Here is a 23,384-nt window from a genome sequence, read left to right as displayed (position 1 = left end):
CGCCATGCTCAGCAAGCTATCCTTTCGCCATAAGCTCTTGCTGGGGACGCTCCTGCCGATTGTTGTCATCTACACCGGCCTTTTCCTCTACATTCGGGCGCGCCTGATTGGCCGCAGTACTGCCGATTATGAAAAGTGGCAGGGAACGCTGGTGTCCCTCTACGCCGATCAATTTAACGACTCACTGGCGCAGGTGGCGCAACTGGCAACCACCACTGCCTATGCCCTAGAAACCTTCCCCAAGGTCGATGAACAGCAGCTGTATGCATTTTTGCGCCGCAATGTCACTGTCAATCCCTTGGTCTATGGATCGGCGATTGCCTTTACTCCCTATAGCTTTTCTCCCCGCAAGCGCCTCTTTTGCCCCTATATTTATCGGCAGGGGGGCACATGGCGGCAAAAGGATACGGGAACAATTTACGACTACACCCAACCCCAATGGAACTGGTACACAGAGCCAATTCAAAGCGGTCAGCCCCGCTGGAGTGATCCCTATTTTGATCGGGGTGCGGGGGATAGTTGGATGGTAACCTATTCGGTGCCCTTCCGCCGCCAAGGTCAAATTCGGGGAGTCGCCACGGTGGATGTGGCTCTAGAAAGCCTGCAGCAGACCATGAACATTCAAGCCCTCCAAGAAGGCCAGTTCTTTGTCTTGGATCGCAAGGGACGGATTATCTTTCATAACGATGTCCAGTTCATTGGTCAATCTATTTTTTACATTGCCAAGGAAAACAACCACGGCGATCTTGCCGCCCTAGGCAGAGCAATGGTGGCGGGTCAAAGGGGACAGCAATGGGTCACTGATTGGCTTTCCCAAGAGCGCCAATGGGTCTTTTATGCGCCGATTCCCGAGGCACGCTGGAGTCTGGCCATTCGTATCAATGAAGACACACTGCTTGACTTTATTCATGAAGAAACGTGGGCGGGTCTGTGGATTTTGGGGATGTCCTTTGGCTTGATTAGTTTGCTGACTTGGGGAGTGACAGGCTACATCGTGCGCCCCCTGAAGCGGCTAAATGCTGCAGCCCACAAAATTGCAGTGGGTGATCTAGACATTGCCGCTGAGGTGGACACCGCAACTCAGGATGAGTTGGGCAACCTCGGTCGCACCTTTGTGGATATGGCAGGGCAATTAGAGGAAAGTTTTAGTGAACTCCACCGCTTTAATCAACGCCTCGAAGAGGAAGTGGCGCACCGGACGGCTGCCCTTGAGGCGGCCAATCGACAACTGACCGAAAAAGAACGGGTACTTCATGACCACAATGTTGCTTTGGTGCAGCTGAGCCAATCTCCCCATGTGCAACAGGGACACTTTCGTATGGCGTTGCAGGAGATTATCCAAGTGACGGCAACAACACTGCGCGTCCAGCGGGCTTCGGCATGGGAACTCCAGGGCGATCGCCTCAAATGTGTTGTCCAGTACGACCCTGCCGCCAACAACCCTACTCAATCCACCTACCTCACCCAGCCCCCCTATCCAGAGTACTTGAAACTGCTGCGCACCGGGGAACCCCTCGTGGTCAATGATTTACTCACGGATCCGCGCACCCACGAACTGCGGGACTATGCCAAACTTCAGCGGGTGTATTCTCGGATTGATGCGCCGATCATCTTCAATGGTCAATTATTGGGGGTGATCTGTGTTGAGAGTATTGGCGAGCATCGGGTTTGGCTGGTGGAGGAACGCAGTTTTGTCTCCAATGTGGCGGATATTGTCACAATCGCCCTTGCAGCCCATCAACGTCATCAAGCGGAGCGGGAGTTACTCAAGGCCAAAGAGGCAGCAGAGGCAGCCAACAAAGCCAAAAGTATTTTCCTTGCCAACATGAGCCATGAACTGCGCACCCCCCTCAATGCCATTCTCGGCTTTAGTCAAATTTTGCTCAGCGATCGCACCCTTGCACCGCAGCATCGGCAAACCCTTGAAAAGATCAACCGCAGCGGTGAACACCTTTTGGGTTTGATTAACGATGTCCTTGACATGGCCAAAATTGAAGCTGGGCGTATCACGCTTCAGGAAACCACCTTTGATCTGCGGCGGATGCTGCAAACCCTCGAAGAAATGCTCAAGGTGCGAGCTGAAGCTAAAGGGTTGCGTCTGGTCTTTGATTTGCCCGCCAATCTGCCGGTGGCGGTAACCACTGATGAAATGAAGCTGCGCCAAGTATTGGTGAACCTCTTGGGCAATGGCATTAAATTCACCAAAGAGGGGGGCGTCTCCCTCAAGGTCAGCTATAAAGCCCAAGAACCCCCGCGACTCGCCTTTGAAGTCAGTGATACGGGTATTGGCATGACCGCGGCAGAGTTGAAAATGCTCTTCCAGCCCTTTGTCCAAACCGATAGCAGTAAAAAAGTCAGTGAAGGCACTGGGCTGGGGTTGGCCATTAGTCGCCAGTTTGTGCAATTGATGGGGGGGGATATTCAGGTGCGCAGCACCAAGGGGCAGGGAAGTCACTTTTACTTTGAGATCAACATTGGCCTTGGCGATCCCCAAGCGCTAGAGGAGGAAAGGGCACAAACCGTTGTTGGCCTGCGATCGCCCACCTCAGCAGTCCGCATTCTGGTGGTAGATGATATTCCCGAAAACCGCCAACTGCTCACCCAACTCCTAAAACCCGTGGGCTTTCGCTGTCGAGAAGCCGGCAATGGTCAAGAGGCGGTGCAGATCTGGCGAGAATGGCAGCCCCATGCAATTCTCATGGATATTCGCATGCCCGTGATGGATGGTAAAACGGCAACGCGACAGATCAAGAAAGAAGTGAGCGATCGCCTCCGACGCGGCGAAGCCGTCTGCGCCCCGAAAATTCTTGCGGTGACCGCCAGTGGCTTTGAGCAGGACAAACAGGAACTGCTGAATCTCGGTTGTGATGACTACATTGCCAAGCCCTTCCGTCCGCAAACGATTTTTGAACGACTCGCCGCCCAGTTAAATCTAGAGTATGCCTACGAGGATGCTCTGCCCCCCGCAAGTGCTCCCCGTCCTGAGGTGCTGGATCCAGCCGCCCTAATGGTGATGCCCCGCCCTTGGATTGCTGAACTCCAAGAAGCGGCCAAAAAGCTCAATGCCAAGCGCATTCGCGAACTGATTGCTGAAATCCCATCCGAAGAAGCCGCCTTGATTGCAGGCCTTCAGCAACTGGTGAAAACATTCCGCTTTGATAAAATTGTCGAGTTGACGCTGGTTTGATGTTCAGGCTGACGCAACTTTGCCCTACAACATTGGAAAATGCCCGTCAGTTGCACCTCTCATTGACCGCAGAGGAACGCTGTCGCAGTCGTCTCCATTGCCACAGTGATGAGGGGGAATCTCTCTATCTGAAGTTGCCGCGCGGGATGACGTTACAGCCGGGCGATCGCCTTCAGGACGAGGACGGCACAGTAGTCGTCACGGTTCACGCCAAACCCGAACCCACGCTAAAGGTGATGGCTACCACTCCCCTTGACCTTCTACAGGCCGCCTACCACCTTGGGAATCGCCACCTCCCCTTGGAAATTCACACCGATTATCTTCGCTGGGGGGCAGATTCCGTGTTGCAAACCATGCTGGAACAGCGGGGCTTAATAGTAACGTTTGAAGTCGCGCCCTTTTGTCCCGAGCGCGGTGCCTACCATGTTCACTGAGTCAGCGCTGTTAACCTTGTTGCAGTGGGTGAGTCCCGCTTTGCCCATTGGCGGCTTTAACTACTCCGAGGGCTTGGAGACCCTGATTGCCCAAGGCAAGATCACCTCAGCAGCCGCCGTACAGGATTGGCTCACCTTTGAACTGGCTTTTGGCAGTGCTCACTTGGAAACAGCAGTGATGGGGCGGGTTTATGGGGCGATCGCCAAGGGCGATTTTGACGCTGTTCACCAGTGGAATGCGTGGCTCTCGGCTGCCCGCGAAAGCGCCGAACTGCGTGCCCAAAATTGGCAAATGGGAACAGCATTGATCAACCTCGTCGCTGCCCTCGATCGCCTACCGCCAGAACTTCAGACTGGTCAGCCCTACCCTTGGAATGTCAGTGTTGCCTTTTGCATTGCCGCTGCCCTTGCCGACATTCCCCTAGAAACCGCACTTCTAGGCTATCTCCATAGTTGGGTCACTACTCTGATCAATGCAGCGGTGAAACTGATTCCCCTTGGTCAGACGGCGGGTCAAGTGCTTCTGCGCCAACTTCAGCCCCAGATTCAGCAAACCGTGCAGCAGAGCTTAAATGTGACTGACAATGATTTAGAAAGCTGTACCTTGGGCTTAGCCCTCGCCAGTATGCAGCACGAAACGCTCTACTGCCGCCTATTTCGCAGTTAATCCTGTCTAGAAAATGATTTCCGTCGAAACAGCCGTTGACCTGATTCAGCAGCATTTGCCCGATTGGGGCACAGAGACCATCTCTTTGACTGAGCCTCAGTACAGCCGACTAGCAGGAGCCATTACCAGCGATCGCCCCTACCCACCCATTGACCGCATCATGATGGATGGTATTGCCCTGCGGTGGGCCGCCTATGAATCTGGTCAGCGTGCCTTCCCGATTCTGGGGGTTGTCCCTGCTGGTGAGGTACCCCCCACGTTGACGGATCCACAGGCCTGCTTGGAAGTGATGACTGGTGCCGCGTTGCCCCAGAACTGCGATCTGGTCATTCCCTACGAGGCTCTGGAAATTCGTGACGGCATTGCCCATATCCGCCACGCCGAACTGTGGTCGCCCTATCAATTTGTTCACCGCTGTGGCAGTGATGCGCCGGCGGGTCAACAGGTGCTGGCGGCAGGCACCCCTCTACACAGTCCGGCTTGGGGCATTCTTGCCTCTGTGGGGCAGAGCGAAGTTTGTGTCCAGCGCACCCCCCGCACTCAAATTGTTGCCACCGGCAATGAACTGATTCCGCCAGACCACGTCCCTCAACCCCATCAACTGCGCCTCTCCAATGCCTACGCCCTAATGGCTGCCCTCAAGCGCCAAGGGTACAGCCACGTCAGCATCACCCATTTACCCGATGATCCGCTGCAACTGGCAACCCACTACTGCCAAGCGAGCCAAGCGTACGATCTCCTGATTTATTGCGGCGGCGTTTCCAAGGGCAAGTTTGACTATTTACCGCAACTGTGGCGCGATCATGGCGTGCAGCAATATATCCACGGTGTCGCTCAGCGCCCCGGAAAACCCCTCTGGTTTGGGGTGGATCACACGCAGCAAACGGCAGTCTTTGGCTTGCCGGGGAACCCCGTCTCCAGTTTGGTGTGTTTACACCGCTATATTTTGGACATGCCACGCCTCTATGCCCGCTTGGCCACTCCCTTCTCTTTTGAGAAGCCCTTAACCTACTTTTTACCCGTTAAACTAGAAACCACGAAAACTGCTGAACTGATTGCCCACCCCCGTCCGATGCAAAACTCTGGTGATTTTTTGGCCTTGGCTGACAGTGATGGCTTCTTGGAACTACCTGCCTCGCAAGGGATATTTGCCGCTGGGGAGTGCTATCGCTATTTTCCGTGGAGTTAGGGCGGATGGTTGTCACCACAGCTATCCCTAGCCAACGTTTGCTGGATAACCAAGGGCGACACATTCGCAAGTTGCGCCTGTCGGTTACCGATCGCTGTAATTTGCGCTGTACTTACTGTATGCCCGTGGATGCCGCCTTTATGCCCCCCCAGACCTATTTAAGCCCCACAGAGTATGCCACGATTGTGGCTGAACTGGTGGCACTGGGGATTGAGTCGGTGCGCCTAACGGGGGGTGAACCGCTCCTGCGAGCCGAGTTTGCTGAGATTGTCGCAGCCTTGGTGGCAGTGGGGGTGCCAGAGCTAAGCTTAACCACGAATGGGATTCGCTTGGTGCCCTTTTTGCCCCTCTTGGAACAATATGGGGTACGGCGTTTGAATATCAGTCTGGATAGCCTAGACCCCGAAACCTTTGCCGCCATTAGTCATGGCCACCACTTGGAAACGGTGAAGGCGGCGGTGGCCACTGCGGTTCACCAAGGGTTTCAGGTGAAGCTGAACATGGTGGTTATGGCGGGTGTCAATGATCACGAACTGGTGCCGATGGTGGAGTACGCCAAGGGGTTGGGGATTGAGGTGCGCTTTTTGGAGCTGATGCGCATTGGCTATGCTTGCCACTTGGGGGGCGATCGCTTTGTTAGTGCTGCCACGATGATTGAGCGCTTGCGTCAGCATTATGATCTGCGACCTGTGCCACGTCCTTTGGATTCCACTTCGTTTAACTTTGAGACGGCCTGTGGCGGGCAGATTGGTTTTATCGCTTCAGAATCCCAACCCTTTTGTGGCCACTGCTCCCGTTGGCGCTTGTCTGCGGATGGTGTCCTGCGAGCGTGCCTGTTTAAGGAGGCGGGGGTGTCCCTACGGGGCTTAAGTCAAAGGGAACGGTATGCCGCCTATGAGCAAGTGTTGGGCATGAAACCCAGCTTGCGCGGAGCAGAAGTTCACCATGCGATGCACCAGATTGGAGGCTAGGAGGATGCTCTCCCACATCAATGAGCACCAACAACCCCAGATGGTGGATATTAGCGAGAAGGCCGTGAGCGATCGCCGAGCGGTGGCAGAAGCCCTGATTGAATTGCCACCAGTCTTTCAGGCCTATGTGCAAGGGGGAGATCTCTTTCTCACGAAAGGGCCTGTGGTGCAAACGGCGATTATTGCTGGCACAATGGCGGTAAAACGCACCGCTGAAGTCATTCCCTTTTGCCATTCGCTGCCGATTACCAGTTGTCGCTTTGAGACGGATATCGAGTCACTTGAGAGTGGCCTTAGAATTCGCCTGCGCTGTGAGGTCAAAACCCGCGATCGCACCGGGGTGGAAATGGAAAGCCTGCATGGGGTGGCGATCGCAGCCCTCACAATCTACGACATGGCCAAAGCCCTCAGCCCCCATATTGTGATTCGCGAGGTGCGCCTGCTGGCGAAAAGTGGTGGCAAGAAAACCCTCGGCCAATATCCCCTCTACGGCCTTGTGCTCACTGGCGGCCAGAGTCAGCGCATGGGTCAGGCCAAAGCCCTGCTAGACTACTACGGCGAACCCCATGCCCAGTACCTCTACAATTTGTTGGCTCAATCCTGCGAACAAGTCTTTCTCTCAGCGCAACCCAATCAATGGCAGGGGACTCCCCTTGCCGATTTGCCAACCCTCCCCGATACCCTGCCTCAGATTGGCCCCATTGCCGGCATCCTAACAGCTTTACGTGCCTATCCCCACGTGAACTGGTTAGTGGTGGCCTGTGACTTGCCCTATTTGACCACAGAAACCCTTGCGCCCCTGTTGCACCATTACCGCGAAGATGTGGTGGCCACCTGCTATCACCATCCCCAAGAGGGTTTCCCAGAGCCATTGTGTGCCATTTATACCCCCCAAGCTCTGCCGGTATTTGAGGCCGCCTATGCAGAAGGGATCTACTGCCCTGTGAAAATTCTCCAGCGATCGCCCTGCCAGCGGATTGCCCCACCCCAGCCGACCATTACTGCCAACATCAACACCCCTGAAGATTATCTGGAAGCCCTACACCATGTCCGACGGCCCTAAAACTATTCATCTACGCTACTTTGCCCAGTTACGCGAGCAAAGCCAACGGGAACAGGAGGAGCGAGTGACCACCGCCCAAACCTATGGCGAGCTATACCAAGAACTAAAGACCCAGTACGGGTTTACCCTTGATCTGACCCATGTTAAGGTTGCGGCTAATGATACGTTTGTGACACTGGATCAACCCCTACGAGCTGGAGATAAGGTCGTCTTTATTCCCCCTGTTGCCGGGGGTTAACTAAGCGATGGTGATCAAGCAATTTTCCCTAACCAATACTCCCCTAGAGCCAGCTCAGTTGTGGCAGCCCCTAGCCAACTTGCGAGCCGGTGCCTTTGTTAGCTTTGAGGGTTGGGTGCGCAATCACAACCACGGCAAGATCGTCACTGCCCTAGAATACGAGGTCTATCCTGCCTTGGCTCTTAAAGAAGGAGAACAGATCCTAGCAGAAGCCATTGGGAAATTTGACTTGCTGGGGGCGATCGCCAGCCATCGCTATGGAACGCTAACTCTTGGCGAGATTGCTGTGTGGGTAGGGGTGACGGCGCCTCATCGCCAACAAGCCTTTGCTGGTGCGGCCTACATCATTGATGAAATTAAACACCGCCTACCCATTTGGAAAAAGGAATACTATCTAAATGAGCCAGCTACTTGGGTGTATTGCCGTGAGCATCACCATTACGGTCTGTTTGATGACGACGGGGGACAACCGTGGGGGCTAAGTCGTCTCGCTTCAGCCAGCGATGGATAGTGGCGCAACTGACCTAGAAGATTTGAGTTGCTTCACTAATTTTGCCACCTTGCTGGATGTAGGAGACAACCCGCTCTCGTCAGTCCAAGCTATAGCTCATATTCTTGAGTAACATTCATGACGCTTTGAGTATAGCCTAACCTCTCAAATGCGCACAGAAGAAACAGAACTGGCATGGGAGGGCAAGTATGACCAATCAGTTTACCTCATTCAGCGCTGGAACCAAGAGGGTATGCTGTAGGACATTCTCAAGAAACTGTATCAATTAACACCCTTTACTATCCGAAAGTTGCATAAGATGAAGAGCCACAAGAGCCACAATTGCATCAATAGACATAGACGCAGAGGGAGAACACAGCAAGTATTATGCGACTTGATCAGTTTCAATCTTTTTTAGCTGTTGCTGAAACGGGGAGTTTTCAAGCGGCAGCGCGGCGGTGTGGGGTGACGCAACCCACAATTAGTCGGCAAATTCAAGCTCTAGAAGAAAGTTTGGGGATGCAACTTGTTCACCGCTCGAATCGCGCCAAGTTAACTGTGGCGGGGGACTTGTTTTTGCGCCGTGCCCATCGCATCTGGCAAGAGTGGCAGGCCGCCAATGCTGAACTCAAAGCCATGCAAAATGGCCAGCAGCAGGAACTCTGCATTGCCGCTATTCACTCCATTTGCCGCTACTTTTTGCCCACGCTGTTACCGACGTTTTGCCAAGCATTTCCCCAAATGCAGTTGCGGGTGACTGCCCTAGGGAGCGATCGCGCCCTCAAAGTCTTGCAGGATAGCCTAGTAGATCTAGCAATTGTCATGGGCGATCGCCACCTCTTAAAACAGGCGGAATGGGTGATTGAACCGCTGTACAGTGAGCCTGTGCAAGTGCTAATGGCGGCTGAACATCCCCTCACTGTTAATGAGACCTTGACATGGCAAGAACTAGCTCGCTTTCCCCATGTGGTATTTAAGGATGGCTATGGCATGCGCCGCTTGGTGGCTGAAGAATTTAGCCGTCGGGGTTTACCTTGGCAACCCGCTCTTGAACTCAACACGCCTGATGCGTTTATTGCTGTGATCCGCGAAAGTGAGATGGTTGCCTTGCTGCCGCGCTCTGCCCTCAAGGAAGCGCTCCACGATCCTGCCCTAGGGATTCGTGATTTATCCACGCCACTGCCCCTGCGTCAGGTGTTGGCCATTACCACCCGCGATCGCCTGACCTTACCGCCCGTTGCCCAGTTGCTTACGTTGATCCGCCAGCAGGCTGCCCATGAGTCCTCTTTTTCGTGATCTCCTTAAAAAAGTCGGCAGTGGTGCCCACACCCACAAAGACCTGAGCCGCGCCGAGGCAGCCTTGGCGTTGCAACTCATGCTGGAGCAGGTGGCAACCCCTGCCCAAATTGGGGCGTTTTTGATTGCTCATCGGATTAAGCGACCCACCTCGGAAGAGATGGCGGGTATGCTCGATGCCTACAACGAGCTAGGGCCAAAGATTCCAGCGGTTGAGACCAGTTGCCCCGTGATCATCCTCAGTCAGCCCTATGATGGTCGCGATCGCACGTTTCCCCTGAGTCCTTTAACAGCATTGGTTTTGGCGGCTGCTGGGATTCCAGTACTTCAACACGGGGGCGATCGCATACCCACCAAAGAAGGCATTCCCCTCATTGAGCTATGGCGATGTTTAGGGGTGGACTGGTCAACCCTAACCCTAGAACAAATCACCCACTGCCTAGAGCAAACGGGTTTAGGTTTTGTCTATCTCCCGCGTCATTTTCCAGCAGCCCAAGGGCTAGTCCCCTACCGGGAGCAAATTGGTAAACGTCCCCCCATTGCCACATTGGAATTAATCTGGAATCCTTACCAAGGGCGCAGTCACCTCGTAGCAGGGTTTGTTCATCCGCCGACGGAAGGGATCATGCGCGATGCCCTCTATCTCCACGGTGTTCATGAATTTACTACCGTCAAAGGTCTTGAAGGCAGTTGTGATTTGCCCCGCGAACGCACCGCCATTATCGGCCTTGCCCGTGATCAAGACCCTCCTTGGCAACGCCTGCGTCTCCATCCCCAAGAGTATGGTATGGCCAGCAGTAATGTGCCTTGGCCAGCGGACACAACAACTGCTGCAAAAATGATGGCTGCCGTCTTAGCTGCCGAGGAGCAGCCCCTCACCACCTCCGTTATCTGGAACAGTGGGTTTTACTTGTGGCAGGGGGGCAAAGCCGATAGTCTCAATTCCGGACTCGCACTCAGCAGCGAACTCCTCCGTAGTGGTCGGGTGGCTCAACACCTACAGAAATTGCAAACCATGTTGGAGAAGATATAGATGTTGCGGGAGCGACTGCGCTTTAATTGGCAAGAACTCAGTGGCAGTTTTGGTGATTTGGGTACGGATTTGCCCCTACTGGTGGGGATGATCATGGCTGCCCAGTTGGATAGTGCTAACGTCTTCACTTTGTTTGGCGTGGCACAAATTCTCACGGGGGTATTCTATGGCCTTCCCATGCCGATGCAACCCCTAAAGGCAATGGCTGTAATTGTGATGACGGAAAAACTCACTGGATCTATCCTTTGGGCAGGGGGACTGATGGTAGGAGCGATGATGTTGGTGTTAACGTCCACCGGAATCCTGACCCGACTGGCTCGCTGGATTCCCCAACCCGTGGTGCGGGGCTGTCAATTGGGACTGGGACTGTCTCTAGCCGCCGTTGCCCTCAAGACCTACTTGCCCGCGGGTGACCTCTTTGGTTATCTGTTGGGTGCCATGGGCTTTTTGATCTTGCTCCTTTTACCCAAGGAACGGGGAGTTCCCGCAGGGTTACTGGTGGTGTTGCTGGGGGTGGGTGTAGCGATTAGCCGTGTTCTGGCTGAGACAGAATTGCAGTTAACCATTGCTTGGCAGCTTCCCTACCTGCAGCCTTTAGATCCTCAGGCCTTGATTCCCGGACTCGTGCTATTGGCACTGCCGCAGTTACCCCTATCGATCGCCAATGCAGTGATTGCAACCCAGCAAACTGCCCACGATCTCTTTCCCGATCGCCCCCTCTCGATTCGCCAAATTGGCCTCACGTATAGCCTCACCAACTTGATCCTGCCTTTCTTTGGTGGTGTCCCCCTCTGCCATGGCTGTAGCGGTTTGGCAGGACACTATGCCCTTGGTGCCCGCACAGGTGGGGCGGTGGTGATCTATGGCAGTCTCTACCTTCTCTTGGGTCTCTTTTTTGGTTCCAGTGTGGATAAGCTGCTGGAAATTTTTCCCCTCTCGATTTTGGGGGTCATTCTTTTGTTTGAAGCGTGGGTACTCATGGGCTTTATTAAAGATCAAGCCGCCATGCCCGCAAATTGGATGATTACCCTCTTAGTGGGGGCGATCGCCCTCAGTGTGCCCCAAGGCTTCTTAGTGGGCACCCTTGTTGGTACAACTCTGTACTACCTCAGCAGAAAAATGCCACTACAACTCTCCTAGCCCTCTAGGCCAGACCAAATTCCTGCAATGCTGGCCAAAAATTGCGATTCTCGTGGCCGGGCTGGCTGAGCTTCACAAGGGCAAAGCGTTGGAGGGGGGTCAGGGCTGACCATTTTTCCACCGTCAGGCTGTGGTGAGGTACCTTGGTCAGTTGTTGCTGCACTGTCTCTGGCAGTTCAGTGGTGATGTCCCAAGGGTAGGGTTGGCGAATCTCTATATCACTCGGTGGGGTTCCATGGGTATGGGTCACCCAATCCCGCAGTTGCTGACGATAGTCTGCCTGAGCTTCGGGGGTGTCGCAGGGAGTCACCACAAGCCATTGTCGCTGTTCTTGGGAAAGTTGATGCCAGTGGAGCAGCTTCAGCTTGACCCCACATAAATCTAGTTTATAGCGAACAATCATTGGAATACAGCGTAACGAAGCCGTGAATTCAGCCTCAAACGCAAAGAAGTGGGACATCAATAGCCATAACCCTCCACAGGGAATCAGATTCTATTATTGCTTGAGGGCAGTGCCGCTTTCCTGCATGGTGGGGGTATGGGGCGTCTGCCGCAACTTCAGGGGCAGCACCTGCACCGCACAGGCTTTGAGTTCTGGCTGCTTTGAGACCGGACAGGCAATGGGATGGGTCAGTTGGTTTGCCTCACCGCTATCAGCAAAGAGAAAGCCCCAGTGCATGGGTACAAAGAGAGTGCCCGGACGAATGGCCTTGGTGAGGATGACCGGCAGGCACACTTGACCGCGACGCGATCGCACCTCTACCCAATCCCCGTCTTTGAGATGTAAGTTTGCGGCATCGTCGGGGTGCATTTCCACAAAGGGATCGGGGTGCATTTTTTGAATTTTGGCAATGCGACCGGTACGGGTTTGAGTGTGCCAGTGGCCGTAGAGACGACCCGTTGTCAGGGTAAAGCTATAGATGTGATCGGTGGGTTCCGCCACGCCCTGACTGTGGGCAAGGCAAAAATATGCCCGTTGATTGGGTGTGTGAAATCGCCAGTCAGTATAGAGGCGTTTGGGTTTGCGGGCTTCTTCATCATCCATACCGGCAGGACAGGGCCACTGCAAGGCGCCTAAACGGGCAAGGCGTTCGTGGCTCAGACCCGATTGATCGCAGGGGCGACCGGCAGTGAGTTGGACAAATTCGGCATAGACGGCAGCGGCATCGGCAAATGGGAAGAGATGCCCATATCCCAAGCGGCGCCCCACCTCAGCAAAAATTTCCCAATCAGGGCGAGCCAGACCGGGGGGCGATCGAAAGGCGGGGGCAAGGGTGACGCGGCGTTCAGAGTTAGTCATCACACCTGTTTTCTCACTCCATTGCGCCGCCGGCAAAATCAGATGGGCATAGGCTGCTGTTTCAGTGGGAAAGTAGGCATCCTGATAGACGGTAAAAGGAGATTTGAGAAAGGCCGCCTTGGCACGCTCTAAATGGGGAAAACTAACCGCAGGATTGGTGGCCGCAATCCACAGCAGACCCACTTCTCCCTGTTCTAGACCTTCGACAATTTGCCATGCCGTGCGACCGGGGCGATCGCTTATTTGCCCTCGCGGCAGTCCCCAAAAGTCCTCTACCTCTTGGCGATGCTGTGGATTGGTCACTTGGCGATAGCCGGGCAACAGATGGCTCAAGCCGCCGGCTTCGCGCCCCCCCATGGCGTTGGGTTGCCCCGTCAGCGAAAAAGGACCACTCCCTGGGCGGCCAATTTGCCCCGTCAACAGGTGGAGATTGATGAGACAACGAGCTTTGGCCGTCCCTTCAGCAGACTGGTTAATGCCCATTGACCAAAGGGAGAGTACCGCTTGGGCATGCCCCCAATAGCGAGCCGCCTGTTCTAGATCACTTTGAGCAATGCCACAGCGTTCCGCTACCCAGTCTGGGGTGTAGGCCGCCAGCAGCTTTACATACTGGGCAAAGCCTTGGGTACACTCCTCTATAAACTCAGCATCGATCTGTCCCCATTGCAGTAGCAAATGGCCAATGCCGTGGAGCAGATCAATATCCGTGCCAGGTCGGATGGCAAGGTGCAGATCCGCCACTTCCGCTGTCGGGGTGCGCCGCGGATCCACAACAATCAACTTGACGCGGCGATCGCGCTTGTGGTGGTTGCGCAGACGATTAAAGACAATGGGATGGCATTCGGCAGTATTAGTACCCATAAGGAACGCACAATCGGTAGCCTCCAAATCGTCGTAGCAGCAGGGGGGGCCATCAGCGCCGAAGCTAGCCATGTAGGCCGACACTGCCGAGGACATACATAGCCGCGAGTTGGCATCAAAGTTGTTCGTACCCAAACAGCCCTTGATTAGCTTTTGCGCCACATAGTAGTCCTCGGTTTGAAATTGACCGGAACCGTACATACAAATGGCATCGGCGCCCCGCTCACAGCGTACCCATTGGATGCGTTCCACAAGGCGGGTCATGGCCTCGTCCCACGAAATGACCGTAAAGGGCTGATCCAAACGCTCCCGCCACAGGGGGTAAACCAAGCGATCGCGATCAAGGGCTTCTAGAATAGTTGCCCCCTTGACACAGACCATTCCTTGGGAGGAGGGATGCTGGCGATCGCCCCGAATTTTATAGGCTCCCTTGCCTTGAGGGACTGCTTCTAAGCCACAGCCCACCCCACAGTAGGGACACAGCGAGGACACTGGCTCACTTGGTTCAGGCACAGCACGCCCTTTTTCCTCAAACCGCAGGAATTCACAGGAACAGCACCTGACCCCTTGCTCTGAGCAAATGATCAGATCCGCTGTAGCATCGCCATGGAAAAAAAGCTCTTGCCTCGGAAACACTACCCGTTGCCAAGTGGGCTGATTTGACAAATAAATCTGCTGAACGCTCTCGCTGGTATTGCGGTAGTAGCAGAGGTAACGACTGGACTGAACGGCTAACGAGCCAACCCGTGGGGTACTCATACGCTACTTAGTGCCCAAACCGCGTGTACAGAAAGTCAACCACTTGGTTGCGGAGATCGTAGTACTGCGGATCCTCAAGGAGTTGCGATCGCCGCCGTGGCCGCGGAAAAGGAATCTTCACAATATCGCCAATGCCGGCGGCAGGGCCATTGGTCATCATCACCACCCGATCCGCGAGGTACAGCGCCTCATCAATGTCGTGGGTAATCATCAGTACCGTCAGTCGGTGGCTGCGCCAAATCTTTAAGAGTTCATCCTGTAACTCCTCCTTCGTGATGGCATCGAGGGCACCAAAGGGTTCATCTAAAATCAACACTTCAGGGCGAATGGCGAGGGCGCGGGCGATCGCCACCCGTTGTTTCATGCCCCCCGACAGTTGAGCAGGGCGTTTGTGGGCAGCCGTTGTTAGCCCCACTCGTTCCAAGTGCTCCTCGACAATTTGGCGCCGGCGTTGGCGAGTTTTCTGGGGATAGACAGACTTCACTGCTAGCTCAATATTTTGATAGGCCGTCAACCAAGGCAGCAGCGCGTAGTTTTGAAACACCATCATGCGATCCGGCCCCGGACGGCGCACGGGCACGCCATTGAGAGTAATTTCCCCTCGTGTTGGCGCTGTAAAACCCGCAACCATATTCAAGAGTGTGGTTTTGCCGCAGCCGGAATGGCCAATGAAACAGACAAATTCGCCGCTGCTCACCTCAAGGTGAATATCCTCAAGTACCACCTGGTCGCCATTAGCCGTAGGGTAGGCTTTGCTCACCCCATCAATGCGTAGATGCTGGGTGGCCGTTAAATGGGGGTCAAGACGATAGAGGGTTTCCATAGACTTCTCTCAAAAATACCTAGACAGCAACAACCTCTTGGGGATCAACAGTGCGAATATCAAGGCCACGGCGAATCGCAGCCGCCTCAATGTAGCCAAGGGGATTATCGGGGTCAAAGGGCAGTCCATCGAAAAGAGCAAAGGCAGAACGATCTGGCTCATTATCTACAACCTTCAGTTCCCGCGCTGCCGCCCCAAAGAGATCTACCCGCCGCACCTGCTCAACAATTTCTAGCCAGTTTTTTGGGAAGGGCGTAAGTTGCCAGCGAGCCAATTGGGTCATGATCCACAGCCCTTCCAACCGCCCAGGACAGGGAGAGCGATCCACGTAGAACTGGTGAAACCGGGGTTGAAAAGCAGCAACAATGCCATCCCCCCAATCAAGGGGATCCACAAAGCCGGCATAGGCATCCTCAGGAGTACACCCCACATACTCTGGCCGACAAAGCAGTTGGGCAATTTCGGGGCGATGTTTGATCGTATCGCAGTACTCACAGGCTTCGATCAATGCCTTGACCAACGCTTGGTGTAGCTGCGGGTTGGCCTGCACCCAATCGGAACGCATACCCACAACTTTTTCCGGGTGCCCCGACCAAATATCCAAATCCGTAGCGACAATCACCCCAATACCCTCGCGCACTGCATGGGAGTTCCACGGTTGACCGACACAAAAGCCACTGATATGGCCGGCCTTGAGGTGATAGATCATTTGGCAGGGGGGAATCACCAACAACTCGACATCGTAATCGGGGTCAATGCCAGCGGCGGCCAGCCAGTACCGCAACAGGAGGTTGTGCATTGATGCGGCATGAACCACTCCCAGCCGGGGGCGATCGCCCGTGCGCTGAATATAGGCGCGCAGATCTTCAGCAGTCTTCACCCCCTGCTGCCACAACTGGCGACTAAAGGTGATGGCATTGCCATTGCGACTCAGTACCAACGAGGTCATCAGCGGTTGTGAAGGCTGACCGTTTAACCCCAAGGTCATGGCTAAGGGCATGGCCGCCAACAGTTGAGCGCCCGTCAAGCGACCCGCGATCACCCCCATCACCAAGTCCTGCCAGCTTTCTTCGCGATGCAGCGTGACTGGCTCCAAACCATACTTAGCAAAGAAGCCCATTTCCTTGGCAGCAATGAGAGGCGCACTGTCTATCAGGGGCATAAAGCCAAGGGTCAGACCTGCCGGCACTGTTGGTGCAACCATGGGCACCTCCAAAGGCGGGCGGCGGCGTTTCTGCTGATTGAGAAAGGCAATCATCTCATTGCGCAGGCCATAGTAGCTGGGATGGTTGAGCACGTCATGGCGATTGCGGGGACGGGCAAAGGGAATTTTGAGAATTTGGCCAATGTGGGCTTCAGGGCCATTGGTGAGCAGCACCACGCGATCAGAGAGCAGTAGTGCCTCATCCACATCATGGGTGACCATAATGCAGGTGGTTTGACTGCCTTGACACACTTGCATCAACTCATCCTGCAAAGAGCCTCGCGTCAAAGCATCAAGGGCACCAAAGGGTTCATCCAGCAGGAGCACCTCCGGTTGAATCGCCAAGGCACGGGCGATCGCCACCCGTTGCTTCATCCCCCCCGACAGTTGGGCAGGGAACTTCTCGCGGGCTTTACTGAGGTGCACCTGTTCCAGCGCCGCCTCTACCCGCTGTCGTTGCTCTGCCTTGCTCAAATGCCCCAGCACCGCCGCCACCGCCAAGGCCACATTCTGGTACACCGTTTTCCAAGGCAACAGCGAATAGTTTTGGAACACCACCATGCGATCGGGACCCGGTTCCGTCACCTGCCGCCCAGCCATCACCACGCCACCACTGCTAGGCCGCTGAAAGCCAGCAATGATATTCAAGAGCGTGGACTTGCCGCAGCCAGAGTGACCGACAAGGGAAATAAACTCCCCTTTTTGGATTTCGAGGTGGATATTCTTGAGAGCAATGTAGCGATCGCCCCCGGGCAGATCAAAAACCTGATCCACATGGTCAATTTCAATAAACGGTAAAGACTTGGCCATAGGGTTAAACAACCTAATGTTCGACAGTAAGGGGAAAAGAGGGGAGGATGGGTTACGTGAGGGAGCTAGGAATGCGCCTCTTCACCGTGGCTGAGCAGGCGACCCACAAAGGCCACCGAGCGATCCAGAACCAGGCCGACAATGCCGACATAGATCACGGCAACAATAATTTCACTAATCAGAGAACTGTTCCAAGCATCCCAAATAAAGAAGCCAATGCCGACACCGCCAATGAGCATCTCCGCCGCCACGATCGCCAACCAAGACAGCCCAATGCCAATGCGCAGCCCCGTAAACACATAGGGCACCGTTGCTGGTACGAGAATATTCAGGAAATAATCCTTGCGGGAAAGCTGCAACACCCGTGCCACATTCTTGTAGTCCTTGGGAATTTGCTGCACACCAACGATCGTGTTGATGATAATCGGCCAAATTGCGGTAATGAAGATCACAAAAATCGCTGCCGGTTCATTGTCCCGCAGAGCCGCCAAGGAAATGGGCAACCACGCAAGGGGGGGCACCGGACGCAACACCTGCAAAATGGGATCCACTGCATCGTAGAGCACTCGACTAGAGCCAATCAGCATCCCCAGCCCCACTCCAATGACTGCTGCCAAGGAAAAGCCAACGGCCACCCGCCGCAGACTGGAGAGAATTTGCCACCCCAACCCCACATCCGTGCCACTCCCTTGATAAAAGGGATCAACTATCAACCCCCAAGTTTCAGTAATAACAGTGAGGGGCGTTGGCAGGCGAAGTAGCCCCGCCATGCAGACAAACTGCCAAATGACCAAGAAACACAGCGCCCCCAAACTACCCAGTACCACTTTGCGGAACATCGCTGACTTCTTGAGATGCTTTAACCAGCGCCGCCGTCGAGATTGAGTGAAACCCATAGAAGAACTTGCCATTGCTCTTTACCTCTAAACTTTTTTCAAATCCAAACCACTCAAGTAGGCCTGAGGATTTTGGGGATCAAAGGCCACACCATCAAAAAAGGTCTCCACGCCCCGAGAGGTGGTGGTGGGAATTTCCGCTGCCGGCACCCCCATCGCTTGAGCGGCTTCGCGCCACAGATCCTCACGGTTCACTTTTTGGATGAGAGCTTTAGTGTCCATATTCGGCGGCAAATACCCCCAGCGAATGTCCTCCGTCAGGAACCACAGATCATGACTTTGGTAGGGATAAGAGGCATTGTCTCGCCAGAACTTCATCGCTAGATCGGGGTTGTCAAAGGTACGGCCATTGCCAAAGTCAAACTTACCGAGGGAGCGATCCAAAATATTCTTCTCGGGTACCTTCAACCATTGCCGCTGGGCAATTATCTTGACCATTTCTGGTTTATTTTCAGGTTGATCACACCACTGTTGTGCTTCCATCACAGCCATCAATAGAGCTTTAGTGGCCTTCGGATGCTGATCAACCCAATCCGCCCGCAAAGTCAGCGATTTCTCAGGATGATCCTGCCAAAATTCACCCGTGGTAATAGCATCAACCCCCACCTTTTGATTCACCGCTTGTTGTGGCCATGGCTCACCCACACAGAAAGCTTCCATGGTTCCAGTTTTCACATTGGCCACCATTTGCGGAGGAGGCACAACGATCACAGAAACGTCCTTCTCAGGATCAATGCCGCCGGCAGCCAGCCAGTAGCGCATCCACAGATCATGGGTGCCCCCTGGAAATGTCACTGCCACTTTGATCTGCTCTTGCTGATTCTGGGCACGCCATTCAGCACGGGTTTTAGCAAAGGCCTCCTTCAGGGGGCTACTGTCAGTCCTGATATTGAGATCCTTGTAAGCATTGGCCAAGACAATTCCCTGACCATTTGTGTTTAACCGCGCCAAGATATACATGGGTACAGGTTTGCCACCGGTAATGGTTCCCACGGTCATCAGGTAGGGCATTGGTGTGAGAATGTGGGCACCATCAATGCCACCCCCGGCAGAACCCAAGACCAAGTTGTCGCGGGTCACGCCCCAGGAAGCCTGCTTAATCACCTCCACATCGGGCATCCCATACTTGGCAAACAAGCCCTTTTCCTTGGCAATAATCAGGGGAGCCGCGTCCGTCAGAGCAATAAAGCCCAGTTTCGCTCCCATCACTTCTGGAGTTTCCGCTAGGGTGGTGGGTTGGGCAACATCACTAGTTTGCTGGCTATTACCACAACCGTGGGAGATCAATGTCACGGCCGTTGTAGCCGCAGCGGTCACGAGAAAGTGACGCCGGGAGAAAGTCACCATTGGTTTACAAATCCTTTAATTCCTAAACAATCGACAAGGCTAATTCAGCGTGTATCGGAACCTGCAGCGTATGTGAACTGATGGGCTGAGCACCAAAGTGATCAATCAACAGTTGGCGCAGTACCTCCGGCAGTTCATCACAGGGAATCGCTTTTTTCACACAGGTGCCCAGCTTGGCATCCTTACCGACCTTGCCACCCATGTACAAATCCACGGCATCCACGGTTTCGCCGTTACGACGGGCTTTTGTACCCATTAGGCCAATATCGGCTACTTGGGGTTGACCACAGGAGTTGGGACACCCGGTCCAGTGAATGCGCACCGGTTGAGAGAGCACCAGTTGTTGATTCAGCCAGCGGACGAGGGCAAGGGCACGATTTTTGGTTTCAATGAGGGCAAAGTTGCAAAACTGAGCACCCGTACAGGAAACGAGGGCACGTTCTAAAGGCGGTGGTTCCGGCCGAAACTTAGTGAGGAGGGGTTCGCGCAGCAGGCTTGGTAAAACAGCGCTAGGTACATGGGGAATGATCAGATTTTGCTCCACGGTCAGCCGCACTTCCGATTGACCATAGACTTGAGCTAGCCGTGCCAACTCGTAAAAATCAGTGGCATAGAGGCGCCCTACGGGCACATGCAGTCCCACATAGTTCAACTCCCGCTGTTTTTGGCAATGCACCCCCAGATGATCTCGCTTGTCCCAGTCAATTTCATCCTTGGGAGCGGCACTGAGGAGTTCAAAGGGGAGTTTAGCGGCCACTGCTGCCCGGAATTTCTCGATACCCCATTCATCAATCAGCCACATGAGCCGCGCTTTTTGGCGATTGCCCCGTAGGCCATGGTCACGGAAAATTTCAAGGATGGCACGTGAGAGGTCCACCACAGCATCATCGGGAGGCACCCAAGCATTGAGGGGGATAGCGGCAGCGCAACGCCGAGCAGAGAAGAAACCACCGACTAAAACATTGAAGCCCAAACGCCCTTGCCGATAGGCAGGCACAAAGGCAACATCGTTAATTTCCGCATGGACAGAGTTATCCCGCCCCCCCTCGATCGCAATGTTGAATTTGCGGGGTAGATTGCTAAATTCCAAATTCCCCTGACCATTGTTGGTAATCATGGCCTGCAATTTCATAATCAAGGGGCGAGTATCAATGAGTTCGGCCGCATCAATGCCCGCCACTGGCGATCCAGTGAGGTTGCGCACATTGTCCATGCCGGATTGCACAGAGGTCAGGCCACAGGCTTGCAGCCGCTCTATGATTTCAGGAATATCCTCAATGGGCAGACCCCGAATCTGAATGTTTTGACGGGTGGTGATGTCACCATTGCCGTTCTCACCATAGCGATCCACAATTTCGCCAAGGGTTCGCAGTTGTTGACTGGTGAGAATCCCATTGGGTACCCGCAGCCGCATCATGAACCTGCTAGGGGTAACGGGGCGAAAGAAAATCCCAAGCCACTTGAGGCGAACATCGCGGTCAGCTTCAGGAATGTTTTCCCAGCCCATGGCTGCGAATTTCTCTAGCTCTTGTTTAACCGCTAAAACATCTTTCTCTTTTTTAATGGCTTCAATTTTGTTGCTCACGGTTGTTGCCCTTGGTTTCAACGGGTTACTTGAACACCCAATTTAGGCAGGTCAATCATGAACATTTGTAAATTTTGCTACATTTTCTTTGTCGCTATACAGTTTCCGTATTAAAAATATGCCAAAACTGTATCTAACCTTAACTTCAGGGCGGGAGATTAAATCTGCCCAAACAACTAAAACAGCCCAAATTGCTCTATAACAAGATGACAGCCGGTAGCGGTAGCCACTATTTTAGAAAAAGGCTGTTGATGACAATAAATTAAGCGATAAATAAAAAGCTGCACCCTGAGGTTAGCCCTAGCTAGGACGCAGCACGCAACGTTCTAATGATTTTGCAGGTGGATGGGGGGTCTAAGTGCCAGAGGTCCAAGAGTTCATGTACTCCACCTGTTCGGGAGTGAGGGTGTCAATGGCAATGCCCATGGCTTGGAGTTTCAAACGGGCAATTTCTTGATCCACTGCTGCGGGAATAGGGTGGATGCCGGCTGCCAACTGACCTTTATTTTTGACAAGATACTCACAGCCAAGGGCTTGGTTGGCAAAGCTCATATCCATCACACTGGCGGGGTGGCCTTCGGCAGCCGCAAGGTTAATCAGGCGGCCTTCACCCAAAACAATGATGGATTTACCGCTGGGGAGAATGTATTCCTCGGTGAAGTTGCGCACGACGCGGACTTCCTTGGCGAGGGTTTTCAGGGTGGCAAGGTCAATTTCAATGTCAAAGTGACCAGAGTTGGCTACCATTGCCCCATCTTTCATGACGGCAAAGTGCTCGGCGCGAATCACATGCTTATTCCCCGTCACGGTAATGAAAATATCCCCAAGGGGCGCCGCCTCAAGCATGGGCATGACCCGGAAGCCATCCATGACTGCTTCAATGGCACGCACAGGATCAATTTCCGTCACAATCACATTGGCACCCATGCCCCGTGCCCGCAGCGCTGTCCCTTTACCGCACCAGCCATAGCCAGCCACGACAACGGTTTTACCGGCAAGCAGAATGTTCGTTGCCCGAATGATGCCATCGAGGGTAGATTGACCAGTGCCGTAGCGGTTGTCAAAGAAGTGTTTGGTGTCGGCATCGTTGACATTAATGGCGGGGAAGGTGAGGACGCCATCGCGGAACATGGCCTTGAGGCGGACAATGCCAGTGGTGGTTTCTTCGGTGGTGCCAATAATGTCACTGAGTTGGTGCTGGCGTTCTTTGACAAGGGTGGCAACCACATCACAGCCGTCATCAATGATGATGTTGGGACGGTGATCAAGGGCAATGTTGACATGGCGCCTGTAGGTGGCGGTGTCTTCCCCTTTTTGGGCAAAGACCGGGATGCCGTAGTTCACCACTAGGCTAGCGGCGACATCGTCTTGGGTGGAGAGGGGATTACTGGCAATAAGAACCGCGTCAGCACCGCCGGCTTTGAGGGCGATCGCTAGATTGGCGGTTTCTGTGGTCACATGGCAACAGGCGGCCAAGCGAATACCGGCAAGGGGCTTTTCTTTCTCAAAGCGATCGCGAATCTGCCGCAGTACCGGCATCTCCCGACTGGCCCACTCAATGCGCTGCTGCCCTAAGGGTGCAAGGCTCAAGTCTTTGACATCGTGACGAACAGGGGCTTCAGATTTAATCGGAGAAGACACCATACTGCGGTTCCTTAAAAAAGGTTACGGCTCCCCATTATACGCAAGAATCGCCTAGGGGGAATTCTTCCGCAATACCCAACTGGTCACCGTGCCGCCGGGGAAAATGAGCAAATTCACGGTGCCAATTTCCAAAAGATGCCCCTTGCGATTGCGAAACTGAAAGGTGCAGATATCCACCCCCACCATTAGTTGACAACCCATCAGTTCGCTATAGCCTTGACTGAGGAGATAGGCCACAATCGGGGTCGTTGTTGTCGGATTCACCATTGCCGGATTAACCACGGGTTGCCAACCCCGATCAAGGAGGCGTTGGCGGGCATCGGTATAGCTCATCCCTTGGCGTAAACGCGGCATCCGCTGCGCAAGGGCACTCGGCGCAAAGCCAACCCCTGCTGCCAGTAAACCAAGGGCAATGAAACGTTTCAGCAATACCATAGCAATTGCTTG

At 54.1% G+C, this 23,384-nt stretch carries 20 protein-coding genes; 11 read left to right on the top strand and 9 right to left on the bottom strand.

The window, feature by feature from the left end:
- Nucleotides 1-4: 4 nt before the first annotated feature.
- The 11 genes from RHI63_RS02555 to RHI63_RS02505 all read left to right on the top strand — a co-directional run bounded on the left by RHI63_RS02555 (nucleotide 5) and on the right by RHI63_RS02505 (nucleotide 11,708).
- Nucleotides 5-3,187, top strand: coding sequence for an ATP-binding protein (locus RHI63_RS02555; RefSeq protein ID WP_206200943.1), 3,183 nt, complete (start codon nucleotides 5-7; stop codon nucleotides 3,185-3,187).
- Nucleotides 3,187-3,621 (top strand): urease accessory protein UreE, encoded by a 435-nt coding sequence (ureE, locus tag RHI63_RS02550; RefSeq protein ID WP_206200942.1) that lies wholly within the window; start codon nucleotides 3,187-3,189, stop codon nucleotides 3,619-3,621. The genes RHI63_RS02555 and ureE overlap by 1 nt, the downstream gene beginning before the upstream one ends.
- Nucleotides 3,611-4,288 carry an urease accessory protein UreF gene (locus RHI63_RS02545; RefSeq protein ID WP_206200941.1) on the top strand — a complete coding sequence of 226 codons (678 nt, stop codon included), beginning with the start codon at nucleotides 3,611-3,613 and terminating at the stop codon, nucleotides 4,286-4,288. Before ureE ends, RHI63_RS02545 begins: the two co-directional genes overlap by 11 nt.
- A 13-nt stretch (nucleotides 4,289-4,301) precedes the next feature.
- The gene (locus RHI63_RS02540; RefSeq protein ID WP_206200940.1) at nucleotides 4,302-5,477 is read left to right on the top strand and encodes a molybdopterin molybdotransferase MoeA; all 1,176 of its coding nucleotides are present in this window, start codon (nucleotides 4,302-4,304) and stop codon (nucleotides 5,475-5,477) included.
- A 5-nt stretch (nucleotides 5,478-5,482) separates the two neighbouring features.
- Entirely contained in the window at nucleotides 5,483-6,448 is a 966-nt protein-coding gene (moaA, locus tag RHI63_RS02535) for a GTP 3',8-cyclase MoaA (protein WP_190278050.1), read from the top strand.
- 4 nt (nucleotides 6,449-6,452) lie between these two features.
- A complete protein-coding gene (moaC, locus tag RHI63_RS02530; RefSeq protein WP_310821788.1) occupies nucleotides 6,453-7,511 on the top strand; it encodes a cyclic pyranopterin monophosphate synthase MoaC in 1,059 nt (352 codons plus the stop codon).
- Complete coding sequence (moaD, locus tag RHI63_RS02525) at nucleotides 7,495-7,749, top strand: molybdopterin converting factor subunit 1 (protein WP_206200937.1); 255 nt, start codon at nucleotides 7,495-7,497, stop codon at nucleotides 7,747-7,749. Before moaC ends, moaD begins: the two co-directional genes overlap by 17 nt.
- A 7-nt stretch (nucleotides 7,750-7,756) precedes the next feature.
- The gene (locus RHI63_RS02520; RefSeq protein ID WP_225901625.1) at nucleotides 7,757-8,260 is read left to right on the top strand and encodes a molybdenum cofactor biosynthesis protein MoaE; all 504 of its coding nucleotides are present in this window, start codon (nucleotides 7,757-7,759) and stop codon (nucleotides 8,258-8,260) included.
- Between the two features lie 366 nt (nucleotides 8,261-8,626).
- Nucleotides 8,627-9,535, top strand: coding sequence for a LysR family transcriptional regulator (locus tag RHI63_RS02515; protein ID WP_310744051.1), 909 nt, complete (start codon nucleotides 8,627-8,629; stop codon nucleotides 9,533-9,535).
- Entirely contained in the window at nucleotides 9,516-10,568 is a 1,053-nt protein-coding gene (locus tag RHI63_RS02510; RefSeq protein WP_310743332.1) for an anthranilate phosphoribosyltransferase family protein, read from the top strand. The genes RHI63_RS02515 and RHI63_RS02510 overlap by 20 nt, the downstream gene beginning before the upstream one ends.
- Nucleotides 10,569-11,708: a putative sulfate/molybdate transporter gene (locus RHI63_RS02505; RefSeq protein WP_206200934.1), complete on the top strand. Its 1,140-nt coding sequence runs from the start codon at nucleotides 10,569-10,571 to the stop codon at nucleotides 11,706-11,708.
- A 4-nt stretch (nucleotides 11,709-11,712) separates the two neighbouring features.
- Here the strand turns inward: RHI63_RS02505 and RHI63_RS02500 are convergent, their stop codons facing one another.
- The 9 genes from RHI63_RS02500 to RHI63_RS02460 all read right to left on the bottom strand — a co-directional run bounded on the left by RHI63_RS02500 (nucleotide 11,713) and on the right by RHI63_RS02460 (nucleotide 23,372).
- Complete coding sequence (locus tag RHI63_RS02500; RefSeq protein WP_206200933.1) at nucleotides 11,713-12,168, bottom strand: nitrate reductase associated protein; 456 nt, start codon at nucleotides 12,166-12,168, stop codon at nucleotides 11,713-11,715.
- A 36-nt stretch (nucleotides 12,169-12,204) separates the two neighbouring features.
- On the bottom strand, nucleotides 12,205-14,628 hold the full coding sequence (locus RHI63_RS02495) for a nitrate reductase (protein WP_310800421.1): 2,424 nt from the start codon (nucleotides 14,626-14,628) through the stop codon (nucleotides 12,205-12,207).
- Nucleotides 14,629-14,635: 7 nt separating this feature from the next.
- Nucleotides 14,636-15,451: a nitrate ABC transporter ATP-binding protein gene (locus RHI63_RS02490; RefSeq protein WP_310744762.1), complete on the bottom strand. Its 816-nt coding sequence runs from the start codon at nucleotides 15,449-15,451 to the stop codon at nucleotides 14,636-14,638.
- 19 nt (nucleotides 15,452-15,470) lie between these two features.
- Nucleotides 15,471-17,465 carry a nitrate ABC transporter ATP-binding protein gene (locus tag RHI63_RS02485; protein ID WP_206200930.1) on the bottom strand — a complete coding sequence of 665 codons (1,995 nt, stop codon included), beginning with the start codon at nucleotides 17,463-17,465 and terminating at the stop codon, nucleotides 15,471-15,473.
- Nucleotides 17,466-17,530: 65 nt separating this feature from the next.
- Nucleotides 17,531-18,361: a nitrate ABC transporter permease gene (ntrB, locus tag RHI63_RS02480; RefSeq protein ID WP_206200929.1), complete on the bottom strand. Its 831-nt coding sequence runs from the start codon at nucleotides 18,359-18,361 to the stop codon at nucleotides 17,531-17,533.
- 27 nt (nucleotides 18,362-18,388) lie between these two features.
- Nucleotides 18,389-19,708 carry a CmpA/NrtA family ABC transporter substrate-binding protein gene (locus RHI63_RS02475; protein ID WP_206200928.1) on the bottom strand — a complete coding sequence of 440 codons (1,320 nt, stop codon included), beginning with the start codon at nucleotides 19,706-19,708 and terminating at the stop codon, nucleotides 18,389-18,391.
- Between the two features lie 22 nt (nucleotides 19,709-19,730).
- Entirely contained in the window at nucleotides 19,731-21,293 is a 1,563-nt protein-coding gene (locus RHI63_RS02470) for a ferredoxin--nitrite reductase (protein WP_206200927.1), read from the bottom strand.
- 354 nt (nucleotides 21,294-21,647) lie between these two features.
- Entirely contained in the window at nucleotides 21,648-22,937 is a 1,290-nt protein-coding gene (gene ahcY, locus RHI63_RS02465) for an adenosylhomocysteinase (protein WP_310744760.1), read from the bottom strand.
- Nucleotides 22,938-22,988: 51 nt separating this feature from the next.
- Nucleotides 22,989-23,372 (bottom strand): hypothetical protein, encoded by a 384-nt coding sequence (locus RHI63_RS02460; protein ID WP_206200925.1) that lies wholly within the window; start codon nucleotides 23,370-23,372, stop codon nucleotides 22,989-22,991.
- Between the last annotated feature and the right edge of the window lie 12 nt (nucleotides 23,373-23,384).

Source organism: Thermosynechococcus sp. GLH187, from assembly GCF_031583395.1.
In the GTDB taxonomy this organism is placed as follows: Bacteria; Cyanobacteriota; Cyanobacteriia; order Thermosynechococcales; family Thermosynechococcaceae; genus Thermosynechococcus.
The sequence above is the reverse complement of the archived record's forward strand: the minus strand, read 5'-3'. Positions and strand labels throughout refer to the sequence as shown.

What these genes read in the sequence shown, in the direction of transcription:
- ureE (WP_206200942.1), top strand. Translation starts at nt 3,187, where the DNA reads ATGTTCAGGCTGACGCAACTTTGCCCTACAACATTGGAAAATGCCCGT.
- RHI63_RS02510 (WP_310743332.1), top strand. Translation starts at nt 9,516, where the DNA reads ATGAGTCCTCTTTTTCGTGATCTCCTTAAAAAAGTCGGCAGTGGTGCC.
- moaD (WP_206200937.1), top strand. Translation starts at nt 7,495, where the DNA reads ATGTCCGACGGCCCTAAAACTATTCATCTACGCTACTTTGCCCAGTTA.
- RHI63_RS02520 (WP_225901625.1), top strand. Translation starts at nt 7,757, where the DNA reads ATGGTGATCAAGCAATTTTCCCTAACCAATACTCCCCTAGAGCCAGCT.
- ntrB (WP_206200929.1), bottom strand. Translation starts at nt 18,361, where the DNA reads ATGGGTTTCACTCAATCTCGACGGCGGCGCTGGTTAAAGCATCTCAAG.
- RHI63_RS02460 (WP_206200925.1), bottom strand. Translation starts at nt 23,372, where the DNA reads ATGGTATTGCTGAAACGTTTCATTGCCCTTGGTTTACTGGCAGCAGGG.
- ahcY (WP_310744760.1), bottom strand. Translation starts at nt 22,937, where the DNA reads ATGGTGTCTTCTCCGATTAAATCTGAAGCCCCTGTTCGTCACGATGTC.
- RHI63_RS02540 (WP_206200940.1), top strand. Translation starts at nt 4,302, where the DNA reads ATGATTTCCGTCGAAACAGCCGTTGACCTGATTCAGCAGCATTTGCCC.
- RHI63_RS02555 (WP_206200943.1), top strand. Translation starts at nt 5, where the DNA reads ATGCTCAGCAAGCTATCCTTTCGCCATAAGCTCTTGCTGGGGACGCTC.
- moaA (WP_190278050.1), top strand. Translation starts at nt 5,483, where the DNA reads ATGGTTGTCACCACAGCTATCCCTAGCCAACGTTTGCTGGATAACCAA.
- RHI63_RS02545 (WP_206200941.1), top strand. Translation starts at nt 3,611, where the DNA reads ATGTTCACTGAGTCAGCGCTGTTAACCTTGTTGCAGTGGGTGAGTCCC.
- RHI63_RS02490 (WP_310744762.1), bottom strand. Translation starts at nt 15,451, where the DNA reads ATGGAAACCCTCTATCGTCTTGACCCCCATTTAACGGCCACCCAGCAT.
- RHI63_RS02505 (WP_206200934.1), top strand. Translation starts at nt 10,569, where the DNA reads ATGTTGCGGGAGCGACTGCGCTTTAATTGGCAAGAACTCAGTGGCAGT.
- RHI63_RS02495 (WP_310800421.1), bottom strand. Translation starts at nt 14,628, where the DNA reads ATGAGTACCCCACGGGTTGGCTCGTTAGCCGTTCAGTCCAGTCGTTAC.
- RHI63_RS02515 (WP_310744051.1), top strand. Translation starts at nt 8,627, where the DNA reads ATGCGACTTGATCAGTTTCAATCTTTTTTAGCTGTTGCTGAAACGGGG.
- moaC (WP_310821788.1), top strand. Translation starts at nt 6,453, where the DNA reads ATGCTCTCCCACATCAATGAGCACCAACAACCCCAGATGGTGGATATT.
- RHI63_RS02485 (WP_206200930.1), bottom strand. Translation starts at nt 17,465, where the DNA reads ATGGCCAAGTCTTTACCGTTTATTGAAATTGACCATGTGGATCAGGTT.
- RHI63_RS02475 (WP_206200928.1), bottom strand. Translation starts at nt 19,708, where the DNA reads ATGGTGACTTTCTCCCGGCGTCACTTTCTCGTGACCGCTGCGGCTACA.
- RHI63_RS02500 (WP_206200933.1), bottom strand. Translation starts at nt 12,168, where the DNA reads ATGTCCCACTTCTTTGCGTTTGAGGCTGAATTCACGGCTTCGTTACGC.